Genomic DNA, 15,215 nt, shown 5'->3' on the forward strand with positions numbered 1-15,215 from the left:
CGTCAGACCCCCCGAAGGAGAGACCCCATGTTCAGATACGCCGCCGAGCTCGTCCCCTACCACGACCACGGCTTCGAAGACTCGATCCGCGACCTAGCCGACATCGGCTTCAAAGAGGTCAACCTCTGGTCCTCCGCCGCGCCGCTGGCCCACCATGTCAACCCGGGAGACGATCCCGGCAAAATCCTCGGAGTGCTGGACAAATACGGCGTCAAACCCTGCGGCCTCACCACCTACGGAAAGACCCAGGACGAAATCCTTGAACGCGTCGATTTCGCCGCAGACCTCGGAATCGACACCCTCATCTTCGACTGCGAAGCCAACTACCCCGACTTCGTCTCCACCTTCCTGCCACCAATCGTCGAAGCAGGAGCCCGTCGCGGAGTCCGGATCGCGGTCGAAAACCATCTCACCGTCCCGTTCGCCGCGGATTTTGAGTCCGGTGCGAACGAAGACCGGCGATGGGACGAAGGCGTGGACACACTCGCCCAGATGAAACGGCTCATCCGCGACATCGACGACCCCTACCTCGGCGTCTGCATCGCTCCCCCGCACCTGTGGGTGATGCAGGACACCATCAGCGAAGCCATCACGTTCCTCGCCGAACGCAAGCGGCTCTTCTACTACTACATCTGGGACATCGACCGCGCCTACCGCCACGGCACAGACGGGCTGAACTTCGGTCCCGCCGACCAGCAACTCCCCCGCCCCGACGGAACACTTGACCATTCCGTGATGCTGGGCACACTGCACAGGGTCGGGTATGAAGGCGTCGCCAGCCTCAAATGCCATGGCACGCAGGGATGGAGCTTCGAAAAAATCGGTGAACACCTTCGCGCGTCCGACGCCTACGTCAAGGACTGCATGAAGAAATCCCATGCCCTCTGAGAACCCCGAACTCACACATGGGCCGGGGTCTGCCGCGGCAATCGTCGGTATTTTCCTGGCCGTACCCGGTCTGGGGTCCCGGGACACCAAGACCGGAAATCCGAAAAAGCCGCATTTGCCATAACCGGACCGACAACCTTTGATCCGGACGCGTCGGCCCGAAGCCGGCGGTCAGACCCGAACCGGACAATCCAATAAATCCAAGGAGCCTGACCATGCCCCGCCCGTACACCCTGTTCACCGGCCAATGGGCCGACCTCCCCTTCGAGGAAGTCGCCAGGCTCGCATCCGGCTGGGGCTACGACGGCCTGGAAATCGCCGTCTCCGGCGACCACCTGGACGCCTGGCGCTGGGACGAACCCGGCTACGTGGAGTCCAAACTCGCCGTCCTGGAGAAGTACAACCTCAAGGTCTGGGCGATCTCCAACCACCTCAAGGGCCAGGCCGTGTGCGATGACCCGATCGACTTCCGCCACGAAGCGATCGTCGGGTCCAAGGTCTGGGGCGACGGTGACCCCGAAGGCGTCCGCCTCCGCGCCGCCGAGGAAATGAAACACACCGCCCGGCTCGCCAAAGCCCTGGGCGTGGATACCGTCGTCGGGTTCACCGGCTCCTCCATCTGGCAATACGTCGCCATGTTCCCTCCCGTCCCGGAAAAGGTCATCGACGCCGGCTACCAGGACTTCGCCGACCGCTGGAACCCCATCCTGGACGTCTTCGACGAAAACGGCATCCGCTTCGCCCACGAAGTCCACCCCTCCGAAATCGCCTACGACTACTGGACCACCGTCCGCACCCTCGAAGCGATCGGCCACCGCGAAGCGTTCGGCCTGAACTGGGACCCCTCCCACTTCATGTGGCAAGGCATCGACCCCGTCTCCTTCATCTGGGACTTCAAAGACCGGATCTACCACGTCGACTGCAAGGACACCAAGCTCCGGCCCACCGGCCGGAACACCGTCATGGGCTCCCACCTGCCCTGGGGCGACCCCCGCCGCGGCTGGGACTTCGTCTCCGCAGGACGCGGCGACGTCCCCTGGGAATCCTCCTTCCGCGCCCTCACCGCGATCGGCTACACCGGCCCCATCTCAATTGAATGGGAAGACGCCGGCATGGACCGCCTCCACGGCGCCCCCGAAGCCCTCGCAGCCCTCAAGAAGTTCGACTTCCCGGCGTCGCAAACATCCTTCGACGCCGCCTTCAGCACCAGGGATGAGGCGGCGCCATAGGCCCTAGCGCTCCAGCTCATAGCGACAGATATCTTAGCTGTATCTGTCGGCGGCGCACGTATCGCGCCGCCTCACCGTCAGCTTGGGCGGGCATACCGCCATCTGCCGCTTCCCACCGATCGCGGAAAATGGGGATCCTTCACCTGGCCGGTCCAAGCCACACCAGCCTTCACTTGGTTCAAACTGTTGACTGAAACAGTCACGACTTGGGCTTAAGTTGTCGGCCACTTCTCATATGTCCAAGGCTGCCAGAGGCGTCCCTAAATATCGCGGGCGTTCCCCACGCCTCAAGGTTGCCCTTTTCTCGCCGTCATTGACCCGTACTGTTCCAACATTTGAGGACAACATGACATCACATGTCCATATGTCCGTTCCGATCCCTACACGGGCGGTGCTGACCTGGTTCGATGACGACTGTCAGCTTCTAGTTCAGTGTCAAGGAGACCTGCCATGTTCTGGATCCTTCGTCGTCGGGCTCGAGGTGAAAGGCGATGGCGGGGAGATCCGACATTGCTGCATCGAGTATTCGGACGCTTCGCCGACTGGAATCTTCACTTTCGACCTAAGGGAGAACCTTCAGTTTGCCCACGATTTGGGTAGCGTGAACTCAAGCGGAGCCGTTCTGGAAGGACTGTTCCCAGCCTGGGCCGTTGGCGCCCTGGGGTCCGGATGGTCGTTTTCGGCGTTTTGCATCCAAAACGGAGTGACCATCGCCCGAGACATTGAGGTCGAGCAGTCTCTGGGCCAGAAAGGGACGCAAACAGTCACTACCGCCCCCGGTTGCTAACGCTTCCAAGTTTGCTGCAGCCCAACTGGGCCGGAGTCCATGGCCCTACTATCCCCAGGATTGTTCGGACATGTGGCGGAAGGCGACCTCGAGGATCCTCATGTGGCGAGGACGGGAGAGTGCGAACAAGACTACCTCGGCCACGTCGTCTGGGGTCATCATGTTCTCCAGTTCCGGCATGTCAGGATGGCGGAGGCCCCGTCCCATTCCAAAGTTGCTCGCGACTCCTCCGGGGCAGATATTGGTGCACCGGATGCCGGCGGCCCGGAGTTCGTGGTCCAGTGAGCGTGTGAATCCGACTTGAGCGAACTTCGTGGCGACATAGACGGCTTCACCGGGCAGCCCACGGCGGCCTGCCTCGGACGCAACGGTGACGATGTCCCCTGCGCCTCTCTTTTGCAGGTAAGGAAGGGTGGCGCTCACTGTGTTGAAGAGACCCGTCACGTTGACGTCCGTCATTTCCTGAACGTCGTTGTCGGCGGTCTCGATAAAGGGTGCCCAGGAGCCCACCCCGGCGTTACCGACAACGATGTCGATACCGCCAAAGTGCTCGACCGCCCTCTCGGCGGCGCCTTTCATCGCCTCGCTGTCCCGGACATCGGCCGCGACCGTCAAGCTGTTGGGAAGTCCGGGACCCAGTCCCGACCGCGAAACCAGACAGACACCAGCCCCTGACCTCGACAGGGCACCGGCGACGGCCGCACCAATGCCACCGCTGGCTCCGGTGATGAAAGCAGTCTTGCCCGATAGTAGATGGATGGTGGATTCGTTCATGACATTACCGCCTGAGTCGATTCGATAGATTTCAGTTCCGCAGTATCAATCTGGGCAGTTGGGGTTCGGGCCGGTGCCAAGTACTTCCGGGGGTGTACCAGCTCCGGGCTGTCCTCTGCCAAAACGAACGGGACCATCAGGTCGCCGCCCTCATGTGTGAGCACCCAGACGATGCTCGAATCCGGAGATTTCTCATCCACGATTGCCCGGTTCATTGCACTGTCCTTTGTTCTTTCCGTCGCAGTGGGCCCGCCCGCGCGGACGGCTGGGTTGGCCTCACGCAGCAAAGGTCGCTTTGTGGCGTGGATGGCGGTGTTGACAAGGAATACTGCCCGGCAGCAAGGGGGCGTGGTTTCTGCGTCACAGCGCACGAATGGTCCATTCGGCAGTGTGGGTCGTTCCGGGGAGCAATCGCACGAGATCTTCACCAGTGTTGAAAGCGTTGGGAGGGCAGGTCATAGGCTCCGCTGCCAGTCCGATGCGGTGCCGTTCCGGAGTCTCATGGTCCGCGGTGTGAAGCTGGACCCATGGGCAAGCCGCTCCCCAGCTCATGGCGACTCCGGTACCGAGGGGATCCCACAGCTGTAAACACACGTCGTCCTCGCCAGGGATGGTGCGGAAACCGGTGAACGCGTGGTCTATTGCGGTCCGTCTCAGCTGACGGGAGCGGCGGTAATCGAACGCTGTGCCGTCCACGGAGGTACGTTGCAGCGGAATGAGTCTGTCCGGCGTGACGTCGAGGAAGGAGCTTGCGTCCAGTTCCAGTGACCAAGTATCCAGAGGGGACGTCCCGGCCACGAGGTACGGATGGGGGCAGGTCCCGTAGGGCGCAGCGTGTTCCCCGGTGTTTGTGGCAGTGACGGTAGTGTGAAAACCTGACTCGTCCACGGAGTAGCTGACATCGAGCAGCAACTCGAAGGGGTAGCCCTTGCTCGGACGCAGCCGATGCTGCAGGCCCAGGTTTGAGCCGCCATGGTATAGAACCGTCCAGGGAACGTAGGAAACCAGGCCGTGTAGCGCCGCCGCCCTGGAAGGCTCGTTGATTGGAACCCTCAGCTCAACTCCCTCGAAAATATAGCGTCCGTCCGGAATGCGATTCGGCCAGGGGGCGATGATGGCGCCCCGGTAGTCAGGCATCGGCTCACCGAGGGCGAACGGGACGATCAGGTCGCGGCCCTCATGGGTGAGCATTCGGACGGCGGCTCCGTGCTGGGTAACCGCCGCGTTGTAGCCGGCTTCGGAAATTCTGTAGTCCCCGGCGGTCACGGGGCAACCGCCGGCCGCGTGGCCACGACCTGTAACAGCCTGCCGGCGACTTTCGCGGTTTTCAGTCGTGCTGGGGCGAGGTAGGCGCGGGGGTCCACGACATCCTGGGCGTCCAGTGTGGAGCGAACAGCGCCCGTGAATGCAATATTCAGGATGGTCCCGAGGTTGATCTTCACCATTCCTGAGCCGACTGCCAGTGTTAGTTCGTAATCGGGCACTCCTGACGACCCGTGGAGCACTAGGGGCACTGCCACTTCATCTTTGATCCGGGCGATGAGGTCGTGATCCAGCCGGGCCGTTTGGGCCGTCATGGCATGGGAGCTGCCGACGGCGACCGCCAGCGAATCCACGCCCGTCTCGGCGGCGAAGCGGGCGGCTTCGACGGGGTCTGTGCGCACTCCGGGGGCGTGGGCACCGTCTTTTCCGCCGATCTCTCCGAGCTCGGCTTCGACATGCCATCCGCGTAGATGGGCCCACCGGGCTGCGCGGCGGGTCGCGGCGACGTTGTCCTGGAACCCAAGAGTTGACCCGTCAAACATGACGGACGTGATGGCAGTTCCGGCCGCTTCGCGGAGAATTCGCTCGTCCCCGATGTGGTCCAGGTGCAGCGACACGCGGGCATCGGAGGACTCCGCCAGCGCCGCTAGCCCGCTCACGAGGGGCTTGAGCCGGCCCCGGTGGAACTTGATGCAGTTTTCGCTGATCTGCAGCACGGCAGGCAACTCGGTTTGTTCGGCGGCCTCGATGATGGCTTCCCCGTGCTCGAGGGTGATGACGTTGAAGGCCGCCAGCCCGACGCCGCTTCCGGCCGCGTCGCCCATGAGCTCCCCGGTATGTGCCAATGTCATATGAACTCCCGTTGCGTTTGGTTGGAGCCGCGAACGCTTGAAATTCGCGACTTCTGGATGTGAGCTTGACAACATCTCCAATGAAACACAACAATATCCAATATCTTCCAATCAACCAATAGGCAGGGGTGAAACCGGTGCTTCTAGTAGGACTCGACATCGGCACGACAGCGGTCAAAGCCGTGGTCTTTGACGAGCACGGCGCTGCCCTCGCCGAGGGCCGGGCCACCACGCCGTGGTCGGTCTCGCCCCTGGGCGTTCAGTTGGAGGCTACGGAGCTTCTGGAGGCCGCGGCCTCGGCCCTGACCTGTGCGCTAGCCACGGCACCGGACGGTACGGTAGCTTCCATCGGCATCACCAGCATGGGTGAATCGGGAGTGCTGACCGGCCCGCACGGCGAAGCTGTTGGGCCGGTCATCGCCTGGCATGACCGGCGGGACCTTACCGAACTGGAGAGCCTTCGCACGGCCATTTCCGAAGACGCGTTTTCCATTCGCACGGGCCTGCCCCTGCGGGAACAGTGGTCTCTGACAAAGCACCGCTGGCTCCTGACCCATCTGCCGGAGACCCGGCGGGCGACGATGCGCCTGAACATTGCGGAGTGGGTGGCCTTTTCGCTGGGTGGGGCCCCCGTCTCCGAGCTGTCCCTGGCCTCGCGCACTGGCTGGCTGGACCTCGCTTCCCGGAATTGGTGGTCAGAAACCCTGGATTGGTCGGGGGCCAGCCAGGCCCTCTTGCCGGAACTGGCGGTGGCCGGGACCAACCTGGGTGCCGTGAGCGCCGACGCGGGGATAAGCCGCCTCACCGGGGCAATCATCACAGTGGCGGGGCACGACCACCAGGCGGCGGTCGCTGGAGCGGGGGCCTACCTGCCCGGCGATGTCCTCGACTCCTGCGGAACTGCCGAGGCCCTGGTGCGCGTCATTGAACCAGCCCTTTCCGAGCCGGCCCTGCTAGAGCTGACGTCCGCGGGAATTACTGCAGGCTGGTCCGTCTTCGAGGACAAATGGACATTGCTCGGCGGCACGCAGGCCGGGCTGATACTCCAGAACGCTTTGGAAATGCTCGGCCTCCACAGCACCGACATCGCACACCTTGACGCCGATCCCAGCCGCGGCACTGGCCCGCTTCATCTCACGATCGACGCCGGTCAGGGACTGTCGCTCCACGGGGCCACCGGTTCAACGAGGCAGGCAGACATCTGGCGGGCGGCGCTGGATGCCGTCACCCGGCAGGCCGTGGAAGTCCACTCCCTGATGACCCGGGCGGCAGGCGTGCCGTCCCGGATGGTGGTGACCGGCGGCTGGTCCCGCAGCAGGGGGCTCCTGCAGAGCAAGGAAAAAATGTTCGGCGCCCTCACGGTGTCACCGGCCAAGGAATCCGGCGCACGCGGCGCGGCCTTTTTCGGAGGCCTCGCCGCGGGCATCTACGGATCTGCAGCAGATTTTCCCTCCGGCACAGGCGCGCGCCCGTCCTCAAATACCGCCCTTCAACCGGAAGGCGCCCTGTGATGCACGCCGTCCCCGACCGCGATGAGCCGCGCTCCGATTCACGGGTCCCATTCCCGGAGCAGCGGCGCGGGCTCATCCTTGAGCGCCTCCGCACCGAGGGCCGCGCCGACGCGGCCGCGATCGCACAAAAACTGGGTGTCACAAGTGAAACCGTGCGCAAGGACCTCATGGCCCTGGAGCAGCTGGGTCTCCTGCGCCGGGTCCACGGCGGAGCCGTACCGGTAGGACGCCTGACCTACGAACCAGCCGTCTCGACGCGGACAGGCTTGATTGACGAAAAGAACCGCATCGCCAAGGCGGCGCTGCGGCAGCTGCCTATCGGCGGTTCGGTGCTGCTCGATGCGGGGTCCACCACAGGCAGGCTGGCCGCGATCTTCCCGCATGACAAGGAGTTGACCGTGTACACAAACACGCTAAGTATTGCCACTAGCCTACTGGATAGGCCGTTGTTGACGCTTCACACGCTCGGCGGACGCGTCCGCCCGCTGACGGAAGCCGAAGTGGACGACTGGGCTTCGCGGTCACTGTCCGAGATCAACGTTGATGTGGCCTTCCTCGGAGCGAACGCGATTTCGATAGAAAGGGGGCTGACCACTCCAGACCCGGCGGAAGCCGCAGTCAAGAGGCTGATGCTGGAAAGCGCCCGCAGGCGCGTCCTGTTGGCAGATCACACCAAATTCGGGTGCGTTAGCAACTGCAAACACGCAGACCTTGCCGACATCGACATAATCATCACTGACTCCGGCGTTGACCAACAGGAGCTCAAAGCGGTCCGGGCGGCGGGAGTGGAGGTGGAACTGGCATGATCGTGACCGTTTCGCCGAATCCCAGCATGGACCGCACAATGTGCATTGACCGGCTGCCACACGGGGATATTGCCCGCAGCCCTCGAAGTTACATTGAGCCCAGCGGCAAGGGGGTCAACGTCGCCGTCGCCCTGCATGCCAACGCCATCGATGTCGTCACGATCCTGCCCGCCGGCGGCTTTACCGGAATGCAGATCACCGGAATGCTGTCGGACCTGGGCGTCCCGCACATCGCTGTGCCGATCGCGCAGGAGATCCGCAGCAATGTCAGCCTGGTCGAACCCGATGCGACCGTCACCAAGATAAACGAAGTAGGCCCTAGTTTGGACGATGCGGAGGCCGCATCGCTGATCACGGCCGCCTTGGGGCATGTCGGTGCCGATGACTGGCTTGTCCTTTGTGGGACGCTGCCGGACGGAGCGGTGGAACGGCTGTACATCGACATGGTGGAGGGGGCACAGGGGCGGAACGCCCAGGTCGCCGTCGACACCTCAGGCGAGGCTCTGCGAAGCGTCCTTCCGTGCGGGCCAGACCTGGTCAAGCCCAATGCCGATGAGCTCGCGGAGCTCACCGGACGGGCGCTGGCAACTCTGGGCGACGTCGTCGACGCCGCCGGGGAACTCCGGCGCCGGGGAGCCCGGGCCGTCCTGGCAAGCCTAGGATCTGACGGAGCAATCCTCCTTGACGATTCAGGCTGCTATTTCGGCCAGGCACGGGTGGACCGCGTCGTCAGCGCCGTCGGCGCCGGGGATGCACTGCTTGCCGGCTTCCTCGCTGGCGGCGCAAAGGGACCTCGCGCCCTCCGGGACGGCTTGGCATGGGCGGCGGCGGCCGTCCAACACGAGGGGACACTATACCGCGGCCGAGCGCCACGGATAGAAGTGGATATCAGCGATGATCTCGACCGGAATCGACCCCTCAAAGAACCCTGCACCGCCGCGGGCCAACCGGCGGAGAGCCTGGTCTAAGCCCGCACCTCCAACCCACCAGCACCACAACCTCGGGCCCTCAGGGCCCCTGGCTGGTTACACGCAACCCAAATTCAAAGGAGAACCATGGTTACCAAGCGAACAGCGCGCCTCGCACTCATCTCGTCTCTCTCAACTGCCACCCTTCTCGGTCTCACGGCCTGCGGAGGCTCAGCCCCGGCAACCACGTCGTCTGAGGAAAAAGGGCTGATAGGCATCTCCATGCGGTTCATCGCCGGAAACGCCTGGCTCAGCACCATGTCCGACGGCGCCGTCAAGTCCGGAACCGCTAAGGGCTGGACGATGGAAGCCGTCGACGCCCAGGGCAGCGCCCAAACCCAGATCCAACAGATGAGGACCTTCATCAACAAGGGCGCCAAGGCGATCATCATCGAACCGGTGGGCGACCGCAACGTTGCCGGCGGGATAGAGGCCGCTAAGGCTGCCGGCATCCCGGTCATTGTCGTCAACGACCGCGTCTCGGAGGAGCTCGCCAAGAAGGTGGCCTGCAACGTCCACGACGACGGCGAAGCGACCGCCGAGCTGGTGGGAGCGAAAGCCGCGGCAGCCGCCGTCGCCCGGAAGGGCGAAAACTCCACCATCAGCCTCTACATCCAGGCGCTCTTCCCCCAGGAGTTGGTCACAGAAAGCCGTGAAAACGGCTTTCTGGCCGGCTGGAACAAGTACATGGAGCAGCACCCTACGGTGAAGACCAAGCGGATCCCCAACAACTATGGCGAAGCCCTGCCGGACAAAACGCTGGCCGCGATGCGTAACGTGCTGGCCGGAAACCCGGACGTCGACGTCGTATTCAACCAGACCGACGTCGTGATGCCGGCGGTGATCGAGGCGTTGAAGGGTGCGGGCCGAATGGACCAAACCGGCAAAACCGACGTCATCCTTGCCGGGTTTGACGGCGGCATGGAGGTTATCAAGTCAATGGCCAAGGATCCCTCTTCCCCGGTGGTTGCGGACGGTCTGAACCAGCCGGCGCTGCAGGCTGCCTACGCCGTGGACGAAGCAATCTCGGCGGTGACCGGCACCCCTACCGGCAAGTGTGAGGGCAGCCCGGCCACGCGGATCCTGCCCGCTCTGGCAGTGACGCCAGAAAATGCCGGACGGTACATCAGCGACGACCTCGCCTTCGCCGGCGCCGAGTAGGCGGTACTATCATGACCGCACCCGCTGAGCTCGACCTGCGCCCCCTGATCGCGGTGTCGGGAGTGTCCAAGGCATACCCGGGAACCCAGGCCCTCGCAGGCATCGATCTGGAAGTCATGCCCGGAGAAATCCATGGCATCGCCGGACAGAACGGCGCCGGCAAATCAACCCTGGTGAGAATCCTTTCCGGAGTGGAAAGGCCTGATGCCGGCAGCGTCCTAATTGACGGCCAGTCAGTCACACTGGATAACCCGCAGGCAGCCCAGCGGGCGCGGATCATGACCGTCCACCAGGAGCTCAGCCTTGTCCCCCACCTCTCCGTGGCGGAGAACATCTATGTCGGAGAACTGCCGCGCACCGCCGTCGGCACCATCCACTGGTCCAGGGTGCGCACCCAGGCCCGTGAACAGCTGCTGCGCATCGGATTCGACATTGACGTCCGCGCCACCGTGGCGAGCCTGCCTATCGCCCACCGGCAGGCCGTGGAAATCGCCAAGGCTCTCACCCGGGACGCCCGGGTCCTGATCCTGGACGAACCCACGGCCACCCTGCCGCGACACGACGTGAAGCAATTGTTCGACCTGCTGAACCAGCTCAAGAGGCTGGGGTTGGCCATCATCTACATCTCACACCACTTCGACGAGATGTACACCATCTGCGACAGAATTTCCGTCTTCCGTGACGGCCGCCGGGTGGCGCTTTACGACGGCGACGAAAAGCAGCACGATGCCATCCTGCAGTCCATGCTTGGCGGGGTCAGTCCTGAGCGGTCAGAGAAGCTTCAGGTGGGGTCCGGAGACATGCCCCGGCTCGGCACTGGCCGGACTGCGGGCGAGGTGGCGCTGTCAGTCCGTGGCCTCCGCGACGGCCACGACCTGCACGGGGTGGACCTGGACCTTCACAAAGGCGAGGTGCTCGGCATAGCCGGACTTTCCGGCAACGGCCAGAGCCAGCTTGCCGCCGCCTTGTTCGGCGCTGAAAAGTCGCGGCACGACGAGTTTCTGGTCAACGGCCGGGAGCGGCGTCGGCAGGATCCTGCACACTCGATCGCCCTGGGCATCGGACTCCTCCCTGAGGAACGCAAGACGCAGGGGCTGATTCTGTCCATGTCCATCACACGGAACATCACCATGGCCTCCCTGCCGCGGTTCTCGCCCGGATACTTCCTGAGCAAGGCCAAAGAACAGAGGGCAGCGGTGGGCATGCGTGACGCCCTTGCGATCAAGACCGCACACGTTGGCGAAGCGGTGGGAAACCTCAGCGGCGGCAACCAACAAAAGGTTGCCCTCGCAAAATGGCTGGTCAGCGGCGTCAGCACGCTCATCATCGTTGAACCCACCCGGGGCGTGGACGTCGGGGCAAAACTCGAGATCTACGAACTCATCCGCACCTTCGCTGACCAGGGTGGCAGCATCATCCTGATCACTTCTGAAATCGATGAGGCCCTGATGTGCGACCGCGTGCTCATCCTCAGCCGGGGCCGGACCACCGGTGCCGTGAGCCGCAGCGACATCGACCAGCGCGGGGAGGCCGCGATCCTCGACCGCTTCAACTGACCATCCCGAAAACCAAAACAATGGAGTTCAAAACCGTGGCTACCAACACCACCCCCGCGCCGCCGGCACAACGGCTATTCCACAGGCTGCCATCCGCCTTTACTTCGCTCCGCGCGTTCGTCGCTTCGCTCGGCTCCAAGGGTTACCTGCTGGCCGTCGGCGCCATCGTCCTTCTCGTCGGCAGCACTCTCTCGCAGCATTTCATGACCTCAAGGAACCTCATATCGGTCCTGATCACCGCTTCGGTGGTGTCCGTCCTCGCCGTCGGCCAGTACCTCGTGATCGTCACCGGCGGCATCGACCTCTCGGTAGGCGCCGTCGCCGCAGTGTCTTCGGTGCTAGCCGGGCTGGCACTTCAGCAGGGCATGCCCTGGCCCGTCGCCCTCCTTCTGGCGCTGCTCACCGCCGGCCTGATCGGGATCTTCAACGGCCTGATGATCGTCTACGGCGGGATCACCCCGTTCATCGTGACGCTGGCGATGATGAGCATCGCCCGCGGTGTGGCCTACATGCTCCAGACGGGGCGGCAGGTCGCGATCGAGGACCAGGGCTTCCTCGCGGCCTTCACCGCTAACATCGGCCCGATGCCTGCGCCGGTCATGATCGCCCTGCTGGTAACCGTCGTCTTCGCCGTCGTCATGTCCCAGACCCGCTTCGGCCGCCGGCTTTTCGCACTGGGAGGCAACGCGGAAGCGGCGAGGCTGTCGGGCCTTCCCATCAAGCGGGACATCATCGGCGCCTACTTCCTCTCCTCCCTTCTGGCCGGTCTGGGCGGGGTGATGATCGCCGCACAGCTCACCGAGGGCAGCGCGATCATCGGCGAGGGCTACGAGCTCAACGCAATTGCCGCCGTCGTTGTGGGCGGGGCGTCCCTGTTCGGTGGCACCGGTGACCCTGTCAGCGCGGTCCTTGGCGGCCTGATCATCGCGGTGATCCTTAACATCATGGACCTGCTGGGAATTCAGGCCCAGCCCCAACTGGTGGTCAAAGGGGCCGTGATCCTGCTGGCCGTCCTGTTCACCAGCGGCGTGGGCAACAAGCTGCCCGGGGCCCTTCGAAAACTCATCTTCCAGCAGCGCTACACGGGCAAGACCGCCGCTGAAGCGACGCCAGTCGGCGCTGCACCGGTCAAGGACAAGGAGGAAGCGGATGCCCGCAACTAATGAGACCACGTTGACCCGGTGGCAGTTCTTCACGGCGACGGAAGCCGAAACCGTGGACGCCGTCTGTGCGCGCATCTTTCCCAGCGGCGACGGAAAGCCCGGCGCCCGGGAAACCAAGGTCATCACCTACATGGACAGGACGACGGCGAACGAGGAGGAGGCCCTGCGCCGCTGCTACCGGGACGGAGTGGAGGCCCTGAATGCCCTCACTTGCGAACTCTACGGCCAACGGTTCGCGAAGCTGTCCGACGAGCACCAGGACGAAGTGCTGGAGCGCGTCGAGGCCAGCACGGCCGCTGAATCCACTGGAGCCCCGGAGGGACCCGAAGACGAGGGCCTTCTGACCACCTTCTTCGCCCTCGTCTGGGAACACACGATCCAAGGCATGTTCTGCGACCCGCAGTACGGCGGCAATCATGAGGCCTTGGGCTGGCAGTTGGTCGGCTTCCCGGGTGCTCAATGGGGCTACGACGCCGAACAAATGCGCCCCGGGTTCGATTCCAAAACCATCCCCATCAAGACCCTTGAAGATCTACGCAGAGAGTTGAGGCGAGCAGATGCCTGAGACTGCAGAGGCCATCGTCGTCGGGCTGGGAGCGTCCGGCGGCATCATCGCCGAACAGCTGGCCAGGGCCGGGATCCGGGTGCTGGCCCTCGACAAAGGCCCTGTGCATACAACCGAGGAATTTACGTTCAAGCAGGACGAAGTCAAGTACTACTCCCGCGGCTCCCTCGTCCCCCAACTGGCAACCGACCCCGTCACCTGGCGGCCGGACGAAAATTCCACCGCACGGTTGCTCCCCTGGGCAGCCGGGGTACGCGGAAACAGCGAACCCCTTCACCTGCCGCCCTCGATCGGGCCCGGCGGTGGCACGCTGCACTGGGGCGGCGCCTCATGGCGGCACCGCGACGCGGACTTCCGCATGAAATCCCTCATCGAGGAACGCTTCGGACCAGATACCCTGGATGAGAATTCCACCATGGTGGACTGGCCAATCGGCTACGGCGACCTGGAACCCTACTACGACCGCGTCGAATGGGAACTGGGCGTCTCGGGCCGAGCGGGCAACGTCAAGGGGGCCCCGGACCCAGAGGGCAACCCGTATGAATCCCCGCGGGAGCGAGGCTTCCCGATGCCCCCGCTGCGCACCGCGCCGGCCGATGACAGGTTCAAAGCGGCCTGCCAGCGCCTCGGGTACCGTCCCTTCCAGCAGCCGGCCGCGGTGGCGTCTACGGACTACAAATCGCTCAAGGGCTGCGAGTACTGCGGCTTTTGCCACGGCTTTTTGTGCCATGTCAACGCCAAACAGTCCAGCCGCATCACCTCCGTCGAGGCGGCCCTGCAGACGGGCAACCTGGAAATCCGTTCCAACTCACGGGCCTTCAGGCTGGACCGCAATCCATCCGGGCGCCGGATCACCGGGGTTTCTTACTTCGATCCCGACGGCAACGTCCACCAGGTGCAGTCCGACCTCGTGGTGGTCGCGTGCTACGCCCTCGAGAACAGCCGCCTGCTGCTCGCCTCCGGCATCAACGCCAACGGCCAGGTAGGCCAGAACTTCATGACGCACAGCTTCGGCTGGTGCAGCCTGGTCCTGCCGGAGTTCAGTAACCCCTTCATGGCACCTCTCGTCGCCGCCAGTGTCGTGGACGATCTGAACTGCGACGGCGTGCCGGACAACGACGAAGGGGTGCTGTGGGGATCCGTCCTGACCAGCATCCCCGGCGACCTCCAGCCCATTGAGGCCGCGCACAACCTCCCGCTCGGCATGCGGCGCTGGGGTCAGGGCTTCAAGGACTGGTTCTCCGAGAACTACCGCCGCCTGATGGGCATCCACAACCAGGTGCCCAGCTTCCCGTCCAAGAAGTACTACTGCGACCTAGATCCGGTCGTGAAAGACAAGTTTGGCCAGCCAGCGCTGCGCATCACGCACGACTGGTCCGAGCACGATCTGGCTGCCCTGAAGTACTTCGAGAAGGTGAAGCGCGCCATCGCCGAGGAAATGGGCGCCACCCAGTTCTGGTCCGAACCGACGCCCCCGGCGTACCACCTGTCCACGCACGAGGTGGGAACGCACCGGATGGGCGAGAACCCGGCCGATTCCGTCGTTGACATCTACGGCGAATCCCACGAATGCAAGGGCTTGTACGTCGTAGGCGGCGGCCAGTTCCCCACACTGTCCGGCTACAACCCGACTCAGACCCTGCAGGCACTGGCGTATCTCAGCGCCGACCGCATCCTCGACAAAGTCTGATCC

Annotated in this window: 14 protein-coding genes; 10 read left to right on the forward strand and 4 right to left on the reverse strand. The window is 63.9% G+C overall.

Features of this window, described 5'->3' with window-relative positions:
• Nucleotides 1-27 precede the first annotated feature (27 nt).
• Together R5O87_RS03840 and R5O87_RS03845 are read left to right on the forward strand one after the other, a co-directional pair.
• Nucleotides 28-888, forward strand: coding sequence for a sugar phosphate isomerase/epimerase family protein (locus tag R5O87_RS03840; RefSeq protein WP_410557193.1), 861 nt, complete (start codon nt 28-30; stop codon nt 886-888).
• Nucleotides 889-1,103: 215 nt separating this feature from the next.
• Nucleotides 1,104-2,117 (forward strand): sugar phosphate isomerase/epimerase family protein, encoded by a 1,014-nt coding sequence (locus R5O87_RS03845; RefSeq protein WP_410557192.1) that lies wholly within the window; start codon nt 1,104-1,106, stop codon nt 2,115-2,117.
• Between the two features lie 835 nt (nt 2,118-2,952).
• Here the strand turns inward: R5O87_RS03845 and R5O87_RS03850 are convergent.
• The 4 genes from R5O87_RS03850 to R5O87_RS03865 all read right to left on the reverse strand — a co-directional run bounded on the left by R5O87_RS03850 (nt 2,953) and on the right by R5O87_RS03865 (nt 5,792).
• Nucleotides 2,953-3,678, reverse strand: a complete 726-nt coding sequence (locus tag R5O87_RS03850) for an SDR family oxidoreductase (RefSeq protein ID WP_410557191.1) — start codon at nt 3,676-3,678, stop codon at nt 2,953-2,955.
• Nucleotides 3,675-3,893, reverse strand: coding sequence for a hypothetical protein (locus tag R5O87_RS03855; protein ID WP_410557190.1), 219 nt, complete (start codon nt 3,891-3,893; stop codon nt 3,675-3,677). Before R5O87_RS03855 ends, R5O87_RS03850 begins: the two co-directional genes overlap by 4 nt.
• A 145-nt stretch (nt 3,894-4,038) precedes the next feature.
• Nucleotides 4,039-4,944, reverse strand: coding sequence for an aldose 1-epimerase family protein (locus R5O87_RS03860; protein ID WP_410557189.1), 906 nt, complete (start codon nt 4,942-4,944; stop codon nt 4,039-4,041).
• Nucleotides 4,941-5,792 (reverse strand): class II fructose-bisphosphate aldolase, encoded by an 852-nt coding sequence (locus tag R5O87_RS03865; RefSeq protein ID WP_410557188.1) that lies wholly within the window; start codon nt 5,790-5,792, stop codon nt 4,941-4,943. The genes R5O87_RS03860 and R5O87_RS03865 overlap by 4 nt, the downstream gene beginning before the upstream one ends.
• 137 nt (nt 5,793-5,929) lie before the next feature.
• Between R5O87_RS03865 and R5O87_RS03870 the strand changes: the two genes are divergently transcribed.
• From R5O87_RS03870 to R5O87_RS03905, 8 genes are all read left to right on the forward strand, one after another.
• A complete protein-coding gene (locus R5O87_RS03870) occupies nt 5,930-7,303 on the forward strand; it encodes an FGGY-family carbohydrate kinase (RefSeq protein ID WP_410557187.1) in 1,374 nt (457 codons plus the stop codon).
• The gene (locus tag R5O87_RS03875; protein ID WP_410557186.1) at nt 7,303-8,109 is read left to right on the forward strand and encodes a DeoR/GlpR family DNA-binding transcription regulator; all 807 of its coding nucleotides are present in this window, start codon (nt 7,303-7,305) and stop codon (nt 8,107-8,109) included. Before R5O87_RS03870 ends, R5O87_RS03875 begins: the two co-directional genes overlap by 1 nt.
• Nucleotides 8,110-8,135: 26 nt before the next feature.
• Nucleotides 8,136-9,077 (forward strand): 1-phosphofructokinase family hexose kinase, encoded by a 942-nt coding sequence (locus tag R5O87_RS03880; protein ID WP_462836384.1) that lies wholly within the window; start codon nt 8,136-8,138, stop codon nt 9,075-9,077.
• 87 nt (nt 9,078-9,164) lie between these two features.
• Entirely contained in the window at nt 9,165-10,238 is a 1,074-nt protein-coding gene (locus tag R5O87_RS03885) for a sugar ABC transporter substrate-binding protein (RefSeq protein ID WP_410557184.1), read from the forward strand.
• 11 nt (nt 10,239-10,249) lie between these two features.
• Nucleotides 10,250-11,794 carry a sugar ABC transporter ATP-binding protein gene (locus R5O87_RS03890; protein WP_410557183.1) on the forward strand — a complete coding sequence of 515 codons (1,545 nt, stop codon included), beginning with the start codon at nt 10,250-10,252 and terminating at the stop codon, nt 11,792-11,794.
• Nucleotides 11,795-11,829: 35 nt separating this feature from the next.
• On the forward strand, nt 11,830-12,957 hold the full coding sequence (locus R5O87_RS03895) for an ABC transporter permease (RefSeq protein ID WP_410557181.1): 1,128 nt from the start codon (nt 11,830-11,832) through the stop codon (nt 12,955-12,957).
• The gene (locus tag R5O87_RS03900; protein ID WP_410557180.1) at nt 12,944-13,522 is read left to right on the forward strand and encodes a gluconate 2-dehydrogenase subunit 3 family protein; all 579 of its coding nucleotides are present in this window, start codon (nt 12,944-12,946) and stop codon (nt 13,520-13,522) included. Before R5O87_RS03895 ends, R5O87_RS03900 begins: the two co-directional genes overlap by 14 nt.
• The gene (locus R5O87_RS03905) at nt 13,515-15,212 is read left to right on the forward strand and encodes a GMC family oxidoreductase (RefSeq protein ID WP_410557179.1); all 1,698 of its coding nucleotides are present in this window, start codon (nt 13,515-13,517) and stop codon (nt 15,210-15,212) included. Before R5O87_RS03900 ends, R5O87_RS03905 begins: the two co-directional genes overlap by 8 nt.
• Nucleotides 15,213-15,215: the final 3 nt, after the last annotated feature.

It is taken from the genome of Arthrobacter globiformis (assembly GCF_046536215.2).
GTDB lineage: Bacteria > Actinomycetota > Actinomycetes > Actinomycetales > Micrococcaceae > Arthrobacter > Arthrobacter globiformis_E.